The sequence below is a fragment of the Roseateles cavernae genome (assembly GCF_040187885.1).
Taxonomy (GTDB): Bacteria; Pseudomonadota; Gammaproteobacteria; order Burkholderiales; family Burkholderiaceae_C; genus Roseateles_E; species Roseateles_E cavernae.
In genome coordinates, this window is the sequence record NZ_JBDPLH010000003.1 from 164812 (window position 1) to 181876 (window position 17065).

At 68.3% G+C, this 17065-nt stretch carries 19 protein-coding genes; 4 read left to right on the plus strand and 15 right to left on the minus strand.

Annotated elements, in window-relative coordinates; all coding sequences use genetic code 11:
• Nucleotides 1–47 precede the first annotated feature (47 nt).
• Together ABGI63_RS11385 and ABGI63_RS11390 are read left to right on the plus strand one after the other, a co-directional pair.
• On the plus strand, nt 48–839 hold the full coding sequence (locus tag ABGI63_RS11385) for a lectin (RefSeq protein ID WP_349742539.1): 792 nt from the start codon (nt 48–50) through the stop codon (nt 837–839).
• Nucleotides 840–853: 14 nt separating this feature from the next.
• Complete coding sequence (locus ABGI63_RS11390; protein ID WP_349742540.1) at nt 854–1225, plus strand: EF-hand domain-containing protein; 372 nt, start codon at nt 854–856, stop codon at nt 1223–1225.
• Here the strand turns inward: ABGI63_RS11390 and ABGI63_RS11395 are convergent.
• From ABGI63_RS11395 to ylqF, 5 genes are all read right to left on the minus strand, one after another.
• On the minus strand, nt 1222–3366 hold the full coding sequence (locus tag ABGI63_RS11395; RefSeq protein WP_349742541.1) for a 3-hydroxyacyl-CoA dehydrogenase NAD-binding domain-containing protein: 2145 nt from the start codon (nt 3364–3366) through the stop codon (nt 1222–1224). The genes ABGI63_RS11390 and ABGI63_RS11395 overlap by 4 nt on opposite strands.
• 1 nt (nt 3367) lies before the next feature.
• Nucleotides 3368–4573 carry an acetyl-CoA C-acetyltransferase gene (locus tag ABGI63_RS11400; RefSeq protein ID WP_349742542.1) on the minus strand — a complete coding sequence of 402 codons (1206 nt, stop codon included), beginning with the start codon at nt 4571–4573 and terminating at the stop codon, nt 3368–3370.
• Nucleotides 4574–4595: 22 nt separating this feature from the next.
• Nucleotides 4596–5765 carry an acyl-CoA dehydrogenase family protein gene (locus ABGI63_RS11405; protein WP_432767414.1) on the minus strand — a complete coding sequence of 390 codons (1170 nt, stop codon included), beginning with the start codon at nt 5763–5765 and terminating at the stop codon, nt 4596–4598.
• A 14-nt stretch (nt 5766–5779) separates the two neighbouring features.
• Nucleotides 5780–6250, minus strand: coding sequence for a MerR family transcriptional regulator (locus ABGI63_RS11410; RefSeq protein WP_349742544.1), 471 nt, complete (start codon nt 6248–6250; stop codon nt 5780–5782).
• A gap of 95 nt (nt 6251–6345) precedes the next feature.
• A complete protein-coding gene (gene ylqF, locus ABGI63_RS11415; RefSeq protein WP_349742545.1) occupies nt 6346–7284 on the minus strand; it encodes a ribosome biogenesis GTPase YlqF in 939 nt (312 codons plus the stop codon).
• Between the two features lie 191 nt (nt 7285–7475).
• Between ylqF and ABGI63_RS11420 the strand changes: the two genes are divergently transcribed.
• Both ABGI63_RS11420 and ABGI63_RS11425 read left to right on the plus strand, forming a co-directional pair.
• Nucleotides 7476–7778, plus strand: coding sequence for a flagellar basal body rod protein (locus ABGI63_RS11420; RefSeq protein ID WP_137941436.1), 303 nt, complete (start codon nt 7476–7478; stop codon nt 7776–7778).
• Nucleotides 7779–7857: 79 nt separating this feature from the next.
• The gene (locus ABGI63_RS11425) at nt 7858–8631 is read left to right on the plus strand and encodes a ferredoxin--NADP reductase (RefSeq protein ID WP_269838030.1); all 774 of its coding nucleotides are present in this window, start codon (nt 7858–7860) and stop codon (nt 8629–8631) included.
• A 15-nt stretch (nt 8632–8646) separates the two neighbouring features.
• Here ABGI63_RS11425 and ABGI63_RS11430 read toward each other — a convergent pair whose 3' ends face one another.
• From ABGI63_RS11430 to ABGI63_RS11475, 10 genes are all read right to left on the minus strand, one after another.
• Nucleotides 8647–9873 carry an HD-GYP domain-containing protein gene (locus tag ABGI63_RS11430; protein ID WP_349742546.1) on the minus strand — a complete coding sequence of 409 codons (1227 nt, stop codon included), beginning with the start codon at nt 9871–9873 and terminating at the stop codon, nt 8647–8649.
• Nucleotides 9874–9978: 105 nt separating this feature from the next.
• A complete protein-coding gene (locus ABGI63_RS11435; RefSeq protein WP_349742547.1) occupies nt 9979–10311 on the minus strand; it encodes a copper-binding protein in 333 nt (110 codons plus the stop codon).
• A 13-nt stretch (nt 10312–10324) separates the two neighbouring features.
• Nucleotides 10325–10792 carry a DUF411 domain-containing protein gene (locus tag ABGI63_RS11440; RefSeq protein ID WP_349742548.1) on the minus strand — a complete coding sequence of 156 codons (468 nt, stop codon included), beginning with the start codon at nt 10790–10792 and terminating at the stop codon, nt 10325–10327.
• Nucleotides 10789–11298, minus strand: coding sequence for a cupredoxin domain-containing protein (locus ABGI63_RS11445; RefSeq protein ID WP_349742549.1), 510 nt, complete (start codon nt 11296–11298; stop codon nt 10789–10791). The genes ABGI63_RS11440 and ABGI63_RS11445 overlap by 4 nt, the downstream gene beginning before the upstream one ends.
• 13 nt (nt 11299–11311) lie before the next feature.
• On the minus strand, nt 11312–12703 hold the full coding sequence (locus ABGI63_RS11450; RefSeq protein ID WP_349742550.1) for a multicopper oxidase family protein: 1392 nt from the start codon (nt 12701–12703) through the stop codon (nt 11312–11314).
• Nucleotides 12704–12716: 13 nt separating this feature from the next.
• Entirely contained in the window at nt 12717–14108 is a 1392-nt protein-coding gene (locus ABGI63_RS11455) for a TolC family protein (RefSeq protein ID WP_349742551.1), read from the minus strand.
• A 25-nt stretch (nt 14109–14133) separates the two neighbouring features.
• The gene (locus ABGI63_RS11460) at nt 14134–14397 is read right to left on the minus strand and encodes a hypothetical protein (RefSeq protein WP_349742552.1); all 264 of its coding nucleotides are present in this window, start codon (nt 14395–14397) and stop codon (nt 14134–14136) included.
• A gap of 69 nt (nt 14398–14466) precedes the next feature.
• On the minus strand, nt 14467–14853 hold the full coding sequence (locus ABGI63_RS11465) for a hypothetical protein (RefSeq protein WP_349742553.1): 387 nt from the start codon (nt 14851–14853) through the stop codon (nt 14467–14469).
• 35 nt (nt 14854–14888) lie between these two features.
• Nucleotides 14889–16508 carry a methyl-accepting chemotaxis protein gene (locus ABGI63_RS11470; protein WP_349742555.1) on the minus strand — a complete coding sequence of 540 codons (1620 nt, stop codon included), beginning with the start codon at nt 16506–16508 and terminating at the stop codon, nt 14889–14891.
• Nucleotides 16509–16726: 218 nt separating this feature from the next.
• Nucleotides 16727–17056: a TonB family protein gene (locus ABGI63_RS11475; RefSeq protein WP_137941446.1), complete on the minus strand. Its 330-nt coding sequence runs from the start codon at nt 17054–17056 to the stop codon at nt 16727–16729.
• Nucleotides 17057–17065 lie beyond the last annotated feature (9 nt).

Consider the following 17065-nt stretch of genomic DNA (forward strand, 5'->3'; position numbering starts at 1 on the left):
GCCGCGAATCGCGGCTAGAGTTGGCGCGCAACCAAGGGAGAGCGACGATGACGCATGTGAAGACCCATCAGCGTCTGATGGCGACGGCGCTGAGCGCGGCGCTGCTGGCCATGCCGGTGGCACCCGCCTGGGCCGCCGAGCAAAGCCTGGAGCTGCGCTCCGACGGCGGCTACACATCCCAGCGCCTGCCGGCCGGGACGCGCGATGTGGACCTGGATCGACAGTTGTCCGGCAATTGCCGCTTCAATCGCTCCTGGGGCTACGACCTCAGCAGCATGGAAGTCTGGGTCGACAAGGGCTGCAGCGCGCGCTTCACCCTCAGCGGCGACTTCTCCGACAGCGAGCACCGCTCGTCCAACACCGGTGTGGCGATCGCGGCCGTCGCGGCGATTGCCGGCCTGGCCTTGCTGGCCAGCCATCACAAGAACCGCGATCGCGAGGATGACCGGCCGGACGACAACGCCGGCGACGGCCGCCAGCTGCGTTCGGGTGGCGGTCTGTGCCTGGACATCAGCGGCCGCGTCGTCGAGGGCGCGCGGGCCATCGTCTTTGGCTGCCACAAGGGCAGCAACCAGCGCTTTGATTGGGGGCGTGGCGGCGAATTGAAGGTCTCCGGTCTGTGTCTGGATGTGGCCGGTGGCAACAGCAGCAATGGCGCCGAGGTGATCGCGTTCCGCTGCAACGGCGGTGACAACCAGCGCTGGCAGGCGCGCGGCAACCAGATCCGCAGTCGCATGAACGGCAAATGCCTGGATGTGCGTGACGGTCGCCTGCGCCCCGGCCAGGCGGTCCAGCTGTGGGACTGCAACGGTGGTGACAATCAACGCTGGTGGTGGTGAGGGAGGATGAAGCGATGAAGCAAATTCTGATAGCGCTGCTGCTGGCCGCTGCCGGCCTGGCCCAGGCCGCGGACAGCAATGGCGACGGCTACATCAGCCTCGACGAATTCCACAAGGATGTGACGCGTTCCTGGCATGCGCTGGACCTGGATGGCGATGGTCATATCACCGAGGCCGAGCTCAAGCGCATGCCGCGCGGGGCGCGCGGCATGCTGGGCTCGCTGCGCCGGGCCGATGCCGACAAGGACAAGCGCCTGTCCTTCAAAGAGGTGGTCGAGGTCCGTATGGCGGCCTTCGACGCGGCCGACACCGACAAGGACGACCGCCTGTCGAAGGACGAGATCGAGGCCTACCAGGCCGCGCGCAAGAAGAAGCGTGGCGGCTAGCAGCCGGCCTCGAAGCGTTCGCCGCGCTCGGCCATGCCCAGCAGCAGCGCGGCCGGCGCGAAGCGCTCGCCATGGGTCGCCGCCAGCTCGCGGGCGCGCGCCACAAAGGCCGGCAGGCCGCGGGCATTGATGAACTGCAGCGCCCCGCCCTCGAAGGGCGCGAAGCCCCAGCCGAAGATCGAGCCGATATTGGCATCGGCCACCGAGCGCAGCACGCCTTCCTCCAGGCAGCGCGCCGCCTCGTTGGCCTGGATGAACATCAGGCGGTCGATGATCTCCTGCTGCGCGGGCTGCTCCACCGCGACGGGGTAGTGGCGGCCAAGCCCGGACCACAGGCGCTTGTCGCCATCCACCCAGTCGTAAAAGCCCTGGCCGACCTTCTTGCCGACGCGGCCGAGTTCGCACAGCTGGCGCAGCACGCGCTCGCCCGGGTGCTCGTGATAGGGCAGCCCTGCGGCCGCCAGATCCTTGCGCGTCTGCTCGGCCACATGCACGCCCAGGCTCAGGCTGACCTCGTCCTGCAGGGCCAGTGGCGGCATCGGCATGCCGGCGCGCAGGCCGGCCATCTCGATGCTGCGCGGATGCACGCCCTCGGCCAGCATGGCCTGCGCCTCCATCAGATAGGTCGCGAACACGCGGCTGGTGTAGAAGCCGCGCGAGTCATTGACGACGATGGGCGTCTTGCCGATCTGCTGTACATAGTCGAAGCCCAGCGCCAGGGTCTCGGGCAAGGTGGCCTTGCCGACGATGATCTCCACCAGAGGCATCTTCTCCACCGGCGAGAAAAAATGCAGGCCGATGAAATGGGCCGGCCGCTCGCTGGCCTCGGCCAGGCCGGTGATCGGCAGCGTGGAGGTATTGGAGGCGAACACGGCCCTGGCGGCCAGCTGGGTCTCGGCGCGCTTGGTCACTTCGGCCTTGACGGCGCGGTCCTCGAACACCGCCTCGATCACCAGTTCGCAGCCGGCCAGGGCTGCGTAATCGGTCGTCGGGTGGATACGCGCCAGCACGGCCTCGCGCTGCTCAAGCGTGCTGCGGCCCTTCTTGACCGCCTTGTCCAGCAGGTCCTGCGAATGGCGCTTGCCGCGCTCGGCCGCTTCTTGGGAAACGTCCAGCAGCACCACCTGCATGCCAGCCTGAGCCGAGACATGGGCGATGCCGGCGCCCATCATGCCGGCGCCCAGGATGCCCAGGCGCTGCACCTGGGAGCGCGGCAGGCCGGCGGGCCGCGAGGCGCCCTTCTTGATCGCGTTGAGCTGATACCACAGCGTGCCGATCAGATGGCGCGAGGCCGGGCTGATCACACAGGCCGCGAAGTAGCGCGACTCGATCTCCAGCGCCCGGTCGATATCGGTCAGCCCGCCCTCAAAGACGCTGGACATGATGTGGGTCAGCGCCGGGTAATTGCCCTGGCTCTTGGCACTGGCCAGCGCCGGCGCGACCGAGAACAGCTGGGCCGCCGCCGGCGAGCGCGAGTCGCCACCCGGATAGCGGAACTTGGGTGCGTCCCAGGGCTGGACCGGCTTTGGGTTGGCGGCGATCCAGGCGCGGGCCTTGGTCAGGGCCTCGTCCGGCGTCGCCGCCAGTTCGCCGACCAGGCCGCTGGCCAGCGCCTGCGCGGCGCTGATGTCGCTGCCTTCGCCCATCCATTGCAAGGCCTGCTGCATGCCCACCAGGCGGGGCAGGCGCTGCGTGCCACCGCCGCCGGGCAGCAGGCCCAGCTTGACCTCGGGCAGGCCCAGCCTGGCCTTGCCATCATCGATGACGATGCGCCAATGGCAGCCCAGCGCGATCTCCAGGCCGCCGCCCTTGCACTGGCCCTGGATCACGGCGACGACCGGTTTGCCGCAGCGCTCGAAACGCCGGATGAAATGCTTGAGCTTCATCGATTCGTCGAAGGCCTGTTGCGCGGTCTCCAGCGCGCGCAGGCGGTCGATGTCGGCGCCGGCCAGGAAGTCCTGCTTGCCGGAGCGCAGGATCAGGCCCGTGACACCGGCAGCGGGGTCTTCCAGCAGGTCGGCCAGGCCGCGCAGGGGCGCAGCCAGCGCCTCGTTGAGGATGTTCATCGAGTGGCCGGGCAGGTCCATGGTCGCGACGACGATGCCGTCCTCGCCCCTCTCGAGGTGCAGCGCGGTGCTCATGTCAGACCCTTTCGATGATCGTCGCGATGCCCATGCCGCCGCCGACGCACAGGCTGGCGCAGCCGGTGCTCAGATCGCGGCGCTCCAGCTCGTCGAGCAGGGTGCCCAGGATGATGGCACCGGTGGCGCCCAGCGGGTGGCCCAGCGCGATCGCGCCGCCGTTGACATTGACCTTGTCCAGACTCAGGCCCAGATCGCGCGCGGTCTTCATCGGCACGACCGCGAAGGCCTCGTTGATCTCCCACAGATCGATGTCGGACGCGGCCATGCCGGCCTGCTTCAACGCTTTCTGGCAGGCTGGGGTCGGGCCGGTCAGCATGATGGTGGGCTCGGAGCCGATCACCGCGGCAGCGCGGATGCGGGCGCGCGGCCTGAGGCCGGCCGCCGCGCCGCCGGCCTTGGAGCCGACCAGCAGCAGCGCCGCACCATCGACGATGCCCGAGGAGTTGCCGGCATGATGGACATGGTCGATACGCTCCAGCGTCGTGTACTTGCGCAGCGCCGTGGCATCAAAACCTATGCCGCCCATCATGGCGAACGAAGGCTCCAGCCTGGCCAGCGTTGCGGGCGTGGTGGCGGGGCGGATGGTCTCGTCCGCGGCCAGCAGCAGCAGGCCGGCGATGTCGTGCACCGGGACGACGGAGCGGGCAAAGAAACCTTGCTCGCGCGCCACCGCCGCGCGGCGGTGCGATTCGCTGGCATAGGCATCGACATCGGCGCGACTGAAGCCTTCCAGCGTCGCGATCAGGTCGGCGCTGATGCCTTGCGGGATGAAGCCCAGGGCCTGGTTGACGCGCGGGTCCATGAACCAGGCACCGCCATCGCTGCCCATGGGCCAGCGGCTCATGGCTTCCACGCCGCCGGCCACCACCAGTTGTTCAAAACCGCTGGCCACCTTGGCCGCAGCCAGGTTGACGCTCTCCAGCCCCGAGGCGCAAAAGCGCGACTGCGTGAGGCCGGCCACGGTCTGGGCCCAGCCGGCGTCGAGCACGGCGGTGCGGGCGATGTCGGCGCCTTGCTCGCCCAGCGGGGTCACGCAGCCCAGCACCACATCATCGACCCGAGCTGTGTCCAGCCGCAGGCGCTGCTGCAGCGACTGCAGCAGCGTGCGCAACAGCCAGACCGGGCTGGCCTGGTGCAGGCCGCCGTCCTTCTTGCCCTTGCCGCGCGGTGTGCGGACATGGTCGTAGAGGTAGGCGTCGAACATCGCTTGTCTCCTCGGCCGGCGCTCACATGAAACGTGAGGCCAGCTCCTTCATGATCTCGTTGGTGCCGCCATAGATGCGCGCCACACGGGCGTCGGCATAGAGCTCGGCGATCGGGTACTCCATCATGTAGCCGTAGCCGCCGAAGAGCTGCAGGCATTCGTCCATCACTGTGCTTGCCAGGTCGGTGGTCCAGGCCTTGGCCAGCGCGGCGCGGGCGGCGTCCAGCTCGCCCTTCAGATGGGCCTGCACGCAGGCGTCGACCAAGGCGCGCGCGGCCAGCAGCTGGCTCTGTACCTCGGCCAGCTTGAAGCGGGTGTTCTGGAACTCCCAGACCGGCTGGCCGAAGGCCTTGCGCTGCTTGGTGTAGTCCAGGGTCTCGGCGAGTGCCCGCTCGATCGCGCCGACCGCGCTGACGGCGATGATCAGACGCTCCTGCGGCAGCTCCTGCATCAGCTGCACAAAGCCCTGGCCCTCGATGCCCCGCTCGCCGCCCAGCAGGCTGTCCACCGGCACGCGCACTTCGTCGAAGAACAGCTCGGAAGTGTCCTGCGCCTTCATGCCGATCTTGTCCAGATTGCGGCCGCGCCGATAGCCCTCGACCAGGCTGCCATCGGCGTTCTCGACCTCGACCACCAGCAGCGAGATGCCCTTGGCACCCTTGTCCTCGCTGCGGGTCCTGCAGACCACGATGACGAGGTTGGCGTTCTGGCCGTTGGTGATGAAGACCTTCTGGCCGGACAGCAGGTAGTGATCGCCGTCGCGCCTGGCACTGGTGCGCACGCTTTGCAGATCGCTGCCGGTGCCGGGCTCGGTCATCGCGATCGCGCCGATCAGCTCGCCGGTGGCCATGCGCGGCAGCCAGCGGGCTTTCTGCGCCTCGCTGCCGTGATGCAGGATGTAGGGCGCGACGATGGCCGAATGCAGGCCGCCGCCGAAGCCGCTCAGGTTCGCCTTGGCCTGCTCCAGCAGCAGCACCGCCTCATGGCCGAAATCGCCCCCACCGCCGCCATAGGCCTCGGGCATCGCGGCGCACAGCAGGCCGTTGGCGCCGGCTTCGGCCCAGGTGTCGCGGCCCATCATGCCGGCCTCGCGCCACTCGGCCGCGCGCGGCACCCAGCGCTGCCTGAAGAAGCGCGCCACCGAGTCTTGCAGCATGCGGTGCTCGTCCGTCATCCAGGCGGAGGGGAACAGGGGCAGGGACATCGCTAGTCCTCCTGGGCCGCCAGTTGCTGGCGCACCGCTTCGTTGATCAGGCGCAGCTCGGTCAGCGTCACGTCGATGTGGGCGCGCTTTTGTTCCAGCTCGATGATGGCCGCATCGGTGCGTTCCAGCGTCCATTGCAGCTGCCTGGCGCGGCCTTCGCCGTGGTGGCCATAGAGATCGAGGAACTGCTTGATGTCGACCAGCTTGGAGCCGATGGCCTTGGCGCGCAGGATCAGCTTGAGCCGGGCCCGTTCGCGCTGGCCATAAATCCGTGCGCCATTGACCCGGCGCGGCGCCAGCAGGCCCTTGTCCTCGTAAAAGCGGATCGCGCGCTGCGAGATGCCGAACTCGGCGCACAGCTCGGTGATGCCGTAGAGCTGCTCGCTGGGCGCGCTGGCGCTGTGCGCCAGCAATTCCTGCGCATCGCTGTGTTGCTGGTCCAGCACGGCTGTGCTGCTGGCTTGCGTCGTCATGAGGGCTCCGGGCTGGCAATGGCCTGGATGCTAAGCCCGTCACAAAGCTTGCCGGTGATGGTATCTACCGATATGGCAGATGGCTGACGTTAAGGTCAGGCGTCTCGGTCGGGCTCGGCATCGGGCTCGATTCGGCTTTTTTTGCGTTTGTCCTTGCGCAGGGCCTCGATGGCCGCGCCGGCCGCCTGCCAGCGGGCGAATTCCTCGGGAGTCTCCAGCGTGATGCGGCCCAGCAGCGACTGGCGGTACTCGTAGACCACGATCTCGGCCGCCTTCTGCAGATTGACGCGGCCACCGCCCAGCATCGCGCCGCGCTTGCGGCCGATCGCCTCCAGCAGCTCCTCGTCGCCGAGCCCGGCCACGTCGTCGAGCTTGTAGCGCGCCTCGACCTGGCCGGCGTAGTGCTGGCGCAGATAGTCCAGCAGCTCCAGCGCCACCTCTTCCTCGTTGAAGGCATTGCGGCCGATGGCGCCGCTGGCGGCCAGCTTGTAGCCGCTCTCGGGCACGGTGATGCGTGGCCACAGCATGCCGGGCGTGTCGAACAGGTAGAAGTCGTTCTCCAGCACCAGCTTCTGCTCGACCTTGGTGATGCCCGGCTCATCGCCGGTCTTGGTGGCGCGCTTGCCCATCAAGGTGTTGATCAGCGTCGATTTGCCGACATTGGGGATGCCGCAGATCAGCACCCGCAGCGGCTTGGCCATGCCGCCGCGCAGCGGTGCCAGCTCGCGGCAGGCGCTCATCAGCGCGCGCGCCGGGGCCGGCACGCTGGCGTCCAGGCCGATCGCGCGGGTCTCGGGCAGGGCGTTGTAGTGCGCCAGCCATTGCGCGGTGCGTGCCGGGTCGGCCAGATCCTGCTTGTTCAGCAGTTTCAGATTGGGCTTGCCCTCGGTCAGCTGGGCCAGCAGGGGGTTGGCGCTGGAGCCGGGCAGGCGCGCGTCGAGCAGCTCGATGACCACATCGAGCCCCGCCTTCATGCGCTCCCGGATCGCGTTCCGGGTCGAGTTCATATGACCCGGGAACCATTGAATCGCCATCTTCACCTCGGTATTGGCGCGCCACCGGAGCGTGGCGCAAGGGCGGGATTGTCCTCGCAGCGGGCCGCGCCACCGCACAGGGTGTGAGGAAATGACGGGGAAATTCCCTTTTGTCCTCAAGTTTGGCGGCGCGCTGCCGATGAAGAGACAAGAATCCCGGCATCACGCCTGTTGTCCTTGGAGTGCTCGCCATGTCGTCCGTCAGCCTGTCCACCGCCTTGTCCGGCATCTCGGCCGCGAACGAGCGCCTGCGCGCGTCGGCCCATAACACCGCCAATCTGCAGACCCCGGGCTTCCGGCCCGAGCGGGTGGTGCAGACCAGCCTGCCCGAGGGCGGCGTCGTGGCCGGTGCCGAGCGCAGCCAGCAGATCCAGGTCTCGGCCGAGCGCGAGCTGGTCGAGCAGCGCAGCGCCACCTACAGCTTTGTGGCCAATCTGCGGGTGCTGCAAACTCAGTTGCGCGCCGAGGGCGCTTTGCTGGACATCAAGGCTTAAGGTTATAAGCAAGCGGTATTTGCTGCGGCGCATCAGCGCTCGTTAGAATTCCGGGTTATTACTAGAGCCCGCGTCATTCATGAGTGCTTTTAACGAAGAACAGGTGCTGAGCGTCCATCACTGGACCGACCGGCTTTTCAGCTTCACCACCACCCGCGATACCGCGTTCCGCTTCCAGAACGGGCACTTCACGATGCTGGGCCTGCGGGTCGAGGGCAAACCGCTGCTGCGGGCCTACAGCGTCGCCAGTGCGAATCACGAAGAGCATCTGGAGTTCTTCAGCATCAAGGTGCCGGACGGCCCGCTGACCTCGCGCCTGCAGCATCTGAAGCCGGGCGACAAGCTGCTGATCGGCCGCAAGCCCACCGGCACCCTGCTGACCGACTATCTGCACCCCGGCAAGAACCTCTACCTGCTGTCCACCGGCACGGGGCTGGCCCCCTTCCTCAGCGTGATCCGCGATCCGGCGACTTACGAGCGCTTCGAGAAGGTCATCCTGGTGCACGGCTGCCGCCATGTGAACGAGCTGGCCTACCAGGACCTGATCACCAAGGAACTGCACCAGCACGAGTTCCTCGGCGAGTTCGCCAGCGAGCAGCTGCTGTACTACCCGACCGTGACGCGCGAGCCCTTCCGCAACCAGGGCCGCATCACCGATCTGCTGGCCACCGGCAAGATCGAGGCCGATCTGGGCCTGCCCAAGCTGGACGTCGAGAACGACCGCGTGATGATCTGCGGCAGCCCGGGCATGCTGAAGGATCTGAAGGCGATGCTGGAAGCGCGCAACTTCGAGGAAGGCTCGACCAGCAAGCTGGGCCACTTCGTGATCGAGCGCGCGTTCGCCGAGCAGTAAGCCGAGCAGCAAGCCTTACTGGTCGAGCCAGAGCTGCTCGAGGTCCTGGAAACGCCAGGACGCGGGTGGCTCGACGCCGACGATCTTGTCGGCCGCCGCCGGGTCGGCCAGGTCCAGCTCGAAGGCCGGGCTCAACCGGTGCTGTTCCTGGGCCGTGTAGAAGACCTTGACCTTGGGTTTGAGCAGCGAGTCCTTGCCCTGGGCGACGATGACCGCCAGCCGGTCCGATTGCAGCCGCACCAGCGAGCCCACCGGGTAGATGCCCACCGCCTTGACGAAGTGCTGGAAGATCTGCGCATCGAATTGGCCCTTGGCCTGGGCCATATGGCGCATCGCCTCGCCCGGGTCCCAGGGCGCCCGGTAGGGCCGGCGTGAGGTCACGGCGTCATAGACATCGCAGATCGCCGCCATACGGGCCAGCGGCGCGATCTTGTCGCCGGACAGGCCATCGGGGTAGCCGCTGCCGTCGCTGCGCTCGTGGTGGTGCAAGACCGCATCCAGCACCGCCGCGCTGAAGCCGCCTTCCTTGCCCAGCATCTCATGGCCTTTGAGCGCATGGGTCTTCAGCAGCGCCAGCTCCTCGTCGCTCAGCCGGCCGGGCTTGCTCAGCAGCTCCGGCGGCATCGCCGCCTTGCCGGTGTCCAGCAGCAGGCCGGCCAGACCGGCCTCGCGCACCAGGTGGTCGGCCAGGCCCATCTGCCGCGCCAGCCCCACCATCAGTGCGCAGACGGCCACCGCGTGCATATAGGTGTAGTCGTCCACCGTCTTCAGCCGGCTGATGCTGATCAGCGCGCTGGGGCTGTCGCTGACCGAGCTCATCACATCCTCGACCACCGGCAGGCAGGTCTGGGCATCCAGCGCCTGGCCCATGCGGGCCTGAGCGAACAGGTCGACGACAGCGCCCAGCGACTTGCGGCTCAGACTCAGCGCCTCGGTATAGCTGGGGCCGGCGTCGGCCACGGCCGGATGGGCCGGCGGTAGCGGGACGAGCTCGGGCTCGGGCGGGGCCGGCGGCGCTGCGGCGGGCGCCTCACTCGGGGTTTGCGGCTCGGGCGCCACATCGAGGCCCTGATCGGTGTCGATCACGACCTCGGCGATGCCGGCCTCCAGCAGCTTGTGGATATCGCGCGCGTCGCGCAGCAGGAAGCGCGAACGCCAGAATGGGTGGCTCATCCACGAGCCGCTCAGCTGGTGGAGAAACATGCCCAGGCGCAGCTGTGATGTCGGAATGGTTTTCAGCACGGGCAGCAGCATGCCAGCAAAAGCGTGCGGTTTTTGGCGGACCGCCCCCGAGGCCGGTCCTGCCGTGCATTTTGTTGCATCTGCCACCGTCTGTTCACAACCGCCTCAGCGCTGCAACGCCACCAGCAGGGTCTTGCCGTCCACCATCCGGGCCTGGAAGCGCAGCTTGTCGCCGGGCTTGAGCCCGGCCAGTTGCTCGGCCGGCAGGTCGCCGTCCTGCCAGCTGAACACCATGGTCATCGGCGGCATGTCCAGGTTCCTGATCTCGCCATGCTTGAGCGTGATCTTCTTGTTGGCCAGATCGATGCGGCGCACCTCGCCGTCGGCCCAGGCGGGCGCAGCAGCGGTCATGGCGTGGTTGGGGGCCGTCTGGGCCTGGCAGAGCTGCAGGCTGGCCGCGGCCAGTAGGGCGATGAGGATTTTTTGCTTCAGTTTCATGATGGCTTGGGGTTCAAACGTGGCGGGAGAAGGTCCGGGTCTTGCCGTTGCGCTGCACCAGCAGCACCTCGTAGGCATCGCGCCGGCCACCGTACTCGGGGCCGTCCATGCCCGGCGAGCCGATCGGCATCCCGGGCACGGCCAGACCCAGCGCGACGGGACGCTGGCGCAGCAGTCGCTGGATATCGCCGGCCGGTACATGGCCCTCGATCACATAGCCGGACACCAGCGCCGTATGGCAGCTGCCCAGGGCCGATGGCATGCCCAGCCGGGCGCGGGCCTCGCTGTTGCCGATGTCGTGCAGTTCGACGACGAAGCCATGCGCTTCGAGATGCTTGACCCAGACCTGGCAGCAGCCGCAGTTCGCGTCCTTCCAGACCGTGATGGCCTGGCCGCGCGCGGGCCCCTGGGCCAGTGCGCCGCCGGCTGCGGTCAGGCCCAGCGCCAGCAGCAGGCGGCGGCGTGTCGGTGCCGTCTTCATCGCTTGCCCTCCTTGGAGCCGGCCGACCTGACGATGATCTTGCCGCGCATGCCGGCCTGGTAGTGGCCGTTGATCAGGCAGGCGAAGTCGAACTCGCCGGCACGGTTGAAGCGCCAGACGATCTCGCCGCGCTGGCCCGGGTCGACATGGGCCATATGGGCCTCGTCATGTTCCATGCCGGGGAATTTCTGCATCAGCGCGGCATGCTCGTCGAGCTGCTTGGGCGTGCCTATCACCAGCTCGTGCAGCAGCCGGCCCTGGTTGTGGATGCGCAGGCGCAGCGTCTCGCCCTCGCGCACCTCGATGCGGTCGGGGCTGAAGCGCATATCGTCGCCCATCGTGATGGCTATCGTGCGGGCGACCTTGGCGGCGTCGCCGGCAATGCCGAAAACTTGCTGCTCCTTCTTGACCGCGCCGCCATGGTGCGGCTGCGGCCCGTGGGCATGGGCCAGGCTGGCGCTGAGCGCCAGGGCGGACAGTAGAACGCGGATCTGGATGTTTTTCATCTGCAGGACTTTTTCAATGAGAGTGATGATGGCCGGGCTTGCGCACCTTGACCTCGGTGGCGGGCTTGGCTGATGCCGGGGGGGCGCGCGGCGGCTCGGCCACGGCGGCGGGCACTTCGTGCGCCACCGTGCCCGGCGCGGCCTGCTGGGCATACCAGCCGGGATCGCTGTAGTCGCCCGCTTTCTGGTCGCGGCGCACCTTCAGCACGCTGAACATCCCGCCCATCTCCAACCCGCCATAGGGGCCATGGCCTGCCATCATCGGCGCGGTGTTGTCGGGCAGCGGCATGGTCATCTCGCCCATATCGGCCATGCCGCGCTCGCCCATCACCATGTAGTCGGGGATCAGCTGGGTGATCTTGCCGGCCAGGCCGCTGTGGTCGACACCGATCAGCGTGTCGACGTCATGGCCCATCGCATTCATCGTGTGATGGCTCTTGTGGCAGTGGAAGGCCCAGTCGCCCGGCTCGTCGGCCAGGAACTCGATCTGCCGCATCTGGCCGACCGCGACATCGGTGGTCACCTCGGGCCAGCGCGCGCTCCTGGGCACCGGACCGCCGTCGGTGCCGGTGACCTCGAACTCGTGGCCGTGCAGATGAATGGGGTGATTGGTCATCGTCAGATTGCCGACGCGCACGCGCACCCGGTCGCCCAGGCGCACATTCAGCGTGTCGATGCCGGGGAAGATGCGGCTGTTCCAGCTCCACAGATTGAAGTCCGTCATCGTCATGATCTTGGGCGTGTAGCTGCCGGGATCGATGTCGTAGCTGGACAGCAGGAAGCAGAAGTCGCGCTGCACCTCGGCGATCTGCGGGTGGCCGGCTTTTCCTGAGACTTTCGGGTGCGTCACCCAGAAGCCCATCATGCCCATCGCCATCTGCGTCATCTCGTCGGCATGGGGGTGGTACATAAAGGTGCCGGGCCGACGCGCGACGAACTCGTAGACAAAGGTCTGTCCCGGCTTGATCGAGGGCTGCGTCAGGCCCGAGACCCCGTCCATGCCATTGGGCAGGCGCTGGCCGTGCCAGTGCACGCTGGTGTGCTCGGGCAGGCGGTTGGTGACATAGATGCGCACCCGGTCCCCCTCGACGACCTCGATGGTGGGGCCGGGCGACTGGCCGTTATAGCCCCATAGATGGGCTTTGAAGCCCTCGCACATTTCACGCACCACCGGCTCGGCGACCAGGTGGAACTCCTTGACACCGTCGCGCATGCGCCATGGGCAAGTCCAACCGTTCAAGGTGACGACGGGGTTGTAGGGCCGACCGTTGGCGGGCACGAGGGGCGGGGCGGTGGCGGCGCTGGTCTGCTGCACCGCCTCGGGAATGGCAGCCAGGGCCACGCGCGAGACAGCACTCGCAGCGACCGCGCCGGCGCCGAGGAAGAGATTGCGTCGGGAAACCATGATGGTCTTGCTTTCAATGGCCGCCGGCGCTGGTTTCAGCGGGGGCGGCGGAAGAGGAGGAGACGGCGCTTGCGCCCACCGGCCCGATCAGGGCCTGGTCAAGCTCGGCCTCGGCGAGGAAGAAATCGCGCTGGGCCTCGATCGCCGCCGACACCGCGACGATCTGCGCGCGCGCGTCGGCCAGCAGCTCGAACACGCCGATCAGCATGCCGTTGTAGCGCAGCAGGTTCTCGTCGGCGATGCGCTGCCGGGTCGGCACGATCTCGGTGGCGTAGTGGCGCGCGATATCGAAGGCCGAGCGGTAGCGCCCGTAGGCCTCGCGGGCTTCCGAGCGGGCCTGGATCGCGGTGTGGGCGGTGCGTTCGAGGGCCTGCATATAGAGGCTCTCGGCGCGCGCGACCCGGGCCTGGCCCCAGTCGAACAAGGGCAGCTCCAGGCTCAGCTCGAAGCCGCGCTGGGTCGACTCCTCGTTGCTGCTGTTGCGGACGATGCCCAGCTCCAGCACGTTGATGAAACGGGTGCGCTGGCTCAGGCCCAGTTCGCTGGCGCGCAGCTCGGCAGCGCGCTTGGCGGCCTGCACATCGAGGCGCTGGGCGATCGCCTGGCGCTCGACCTCGGGCAGCTCGCGCGCCGCGCCGGGCAGCTCGGGCAGACGCTCGGGCAGGCGGAACTTCGTTTGCTCCCCCCACAGGCCCAGCGCCCGTATCAGCGTCTCGCGCTGGCTGCGCGCCTGGGCCTCGGCACGCGCCACGGACAAGGCGGCCTCGGCATAGAAGCCATGCTCGCGGGCCTGGCGCAGCTTGTTGACATTGCCGGCCGCGGCCATGCGCCGCGCCAGTTCGGCACCGGCCTCGGCGGCCTCCATCACCTGACGGCTGTACTGCCGCAGCTGCTCGGCGGCCAGCGCCTGGTAGTAGGCCTTGCGGGCCTGGGCGGCAATCGCCAGCACTTGCAGGGCCAGGTCTTGCTGGGTCTGCCGCAGGCGCAGCGCGCCAACGCGCCGGCTTTGGTCCAGGCTCAACCAGCTGCCTAGATTCAGATGCAGGCCGCGCTCGATCTCGGTCTCGCTGCCCTGGCGCAAGCGGCCCAGGCTCAGCCCGGGGTTCAGCGGCCGGCTCAGCTGCACCAGATCCGCGTCGGCCACACCCAGCTGGTGCAGCTCGGCGCGCAGGCCGCGGTGGTTCAGGAGCGCGATCTGCACCGCGCTGTCGGCCGTCAGCGGCAGGGCCAGCAGCTCGGCGACACGGGTGGCCAGGGCCTCAGTTTGCTCGGCATCGCGCGGCCACTGCAGATCCTGTTTCAGCAGGGCCTGGGTTTGCGCCTGCAGCGGCGCGAAACGTTCTTGCGGCTGCAGGCTGGCGCACCCAGCCAGGGCCAGGCTGGCGCACACGAGCGCCGGTCTCATCAACAGAGGGTTCATGTGGCAGCCCTCAGTGCTTGTGGGCCGGCGCCGAGGCGGCGGTTTCGCGCGCATAGGCGCGCCAGCCGCCGGCTTGCTGGACGCGGCGATTCGCGGCGCGCCAGTCGGCCAGCTCGGCCTCGCCGAGGGGCTTGTAGTGTTGCAGCGCGGAGGGGGGGCGTGCCGGAGGCACCTCGGCCTTGGGGTCAGTCGGGTCGGGCCTGGCTTGCGCCAGCGCGCTCAGGGCGGCGCCGGCGAGCAGGCAGGCCGCCAGATAGGGCAGTGCAGATGTCATTGCATCCTCGCGTGAGGAAAGAGTCGGAAGAGAAGGCGAGCCGGCATCAAGCCGGACGCGCCGGACTGCTTACGCGAGGACGGGTCTGGGTGGGCGTTCGAGCCCGGCCATGGTGATGCTCAGGCGGGCTGCTTCGGGCCGGGCGATGTGCACGCCATGGCCAGCCGGACTGGGCAGGACAGGCATGGCGCTGGGCAGCGCGGCGCCGACGCAGCAGGCGGCGCAGGCGCTGCACTGGTGGCCGGCCGGCATCTCATCCGTGTGATGGACATGCTCGAGGTCGGCACCGTGCTCATGCGGCTGGGTGGGCTGATGTGCAGCGGCATGTGTGGACTGACGCCCACCATGATCGCCGCAACCCAGCATCAAGGTCGCCGCCATGGCCTGCAGGGGCAGAGCCAGGGCCAGGGCCCAGATCAGGGCCCTGAGCCAGTGGAGGGGCAGCAGGCGGCGCATGGGCGCCAGTGTAGTGCAGCTGCTGCCGCGGCCGCTCAGGCCTTTGCGGCCTTGGCCGCCTTGCGCAGCGCCACCGCATCCGGTAAGGCCTGCCCCGCCTGGCCTTGCAGGCGGAACACGCTGACGGAGTTTGCGACTTCCTGGGCCTTGTCGTTCAGACCCAGGGCCGAGGCCGAGACCTGCTCGACCAGCGCAGCGTTCTGCTGGGTCAGGCTGTCGAGCTGGGCCACGGCCGCATTGATCTGGTCCATGCCCTGACGCTGCTCGTTCATGCCCTGGCTGATGCGGGTGATCAGACCGTGCACTTCCTCGACCGATTGCTGCACCTCGCCCATCGCGCGGCCGGCGTTCAGCACCTGGGTGCCGCCCTCGGCGACCCGCTCGCTGGAGGCCTGGATCAGACCGCGCACTTCCTTGGCGGCCTCGGTGGTGCGTTGCGACAAGGTGCGCACCTCGGCGGCGACCACCGCGAAGCCGCGCCCCTGCTCGCCGGCACGGGCCGCCTCGACAGCGGCATTGAGCGCCAGGATATTGGTCTGGAAGGCGATGCTGTCGACCACCTGGATGATGTCGGCGATGCGGGCCGACGACTGGGCGATGCTGTCCATCGTCGTCGAGACCGCCTGCACCGCCGCCGCGCTGCGCTGGCTGACCTGGCGCGCCGCGTCGGCGCGGGTCGCGGCGGTGGCCGCCATCTCGGTGCTGGCATGGACGGTGGCGGTGATCTCCTCCATCGACGAGGCGGTCTGTTGCAGATTGCTGGCCTGCGACTCGGTGCGGCCTGACAGGTCCTGATTGCCGGCCGAGATCGCCTGCGTGCTCTGGCGCATCTGCATCACGCCGACGCGGGCGTCGCGCACGATGGACATCAGGTTGACGTTGAGCTGGGCCAGCGCGGCGGTGACGCGGCCGATCTCGTCGCGCCGGCCGCTCTTGATCTGCTGGGTCAGGTCGCCGGCGGCGATGCGGTTGGCGAAGCCGACCAGGGCCTCGATAGGCGCCAGCGCCGCGCCGCGCAGATACCAGCCGCCCAGCAGGGCCAGCACCGCGATGGCCAGCGCGCCGGCCCAGGCCATGCCGGAGCCGCTGAGCCACAGGCCCAGGCCCAGGCCCGCCAGCCCGACCAGCAGCACCGTCAGGCTCATGCGGGTGCCCAGGCTCAGGCGCAGCGCCTCGCGCAGCCGCCCGCCCAGCGAGAGATTGATCAACTGGCCCTGGCGCAGACGCAAAGGTCCGTTCTCGCCCTGTTCGCGCATGCGGGCATACAGCGCCTCGGCGGCCTCGATGGCCAGGCGATCCGGCTCGGTGCGCACCGACATGAAGCCGTTGGGCTGGCCGCGCTCGTCCATGATGGGGGTGACATTGGCCTGCACCCAGTAGTGGTCGCCGTCCTTGCGTCGGTTCTTCACCATGGCCGACCAGGGCTGACCGCTCTGTATGGTCTCCCACAGGTCCCGGAAGGCCTCGGGTGGCATGTCCGGGTGGCGGATCATATTGTGCGGCTGGCCCAGGATCTCCTGGTGCTCATAGCCGCTGACCGTCACAAAGGCGGCGTTGCAGTAGACGATGCGCCCCTGCAAGTCCGTCGTGGAAACCAGCGTCTCACCGCGTGGGAACGGATACTCGCGCTGGGTCACAGGCCCGTTGTTTCGCATGACACCCCCTGATGGCTCGCGCCACTCGGAAGTGGCGATGGCTTGATGGCGGCCCGCCGAGGCTCTGGAGTCCGCTAGGTCGGGCGGGTCGAGCATAGCGGCAGCGAGCGCGAGTTGGCAAACTCATTTCGCGCGGCCTGATACGGGGTGGTGTAGCCGATGCCGAAGACAGCGGCGGCGAGCGCTGAGGGCCTGGGCCCGTCAGCGCCTGGTCTTCCTCACTCTTCGTTGCGGAACACCAGCTTGACCTCGTGGGTCTGCTTTTCGCCGCTGGCCTCGAAGCGCCAGTCCATCAGTGCGCGGGTCACGGCGCGATCAAACACGCGGCGCGGCTCGGCCTCGACGATGGCCACCTCGGTGACCTTGCCCTCACCGTCGATCGACATCTTGGCCTTGATCACGCCGCTGGTGATCGATTGCTGGGCCGCTTCGCGCGGGAACTCGGGCGGCACCTTCTTGATGATCTTCGGCGCGGCGGCCTGGGCGGCGATGCCGATCAGCAGGGCGCTGGCGGCGAGGACTTGGGCGAGGGTGGAGAGTTTGCTCATGGGAACCTC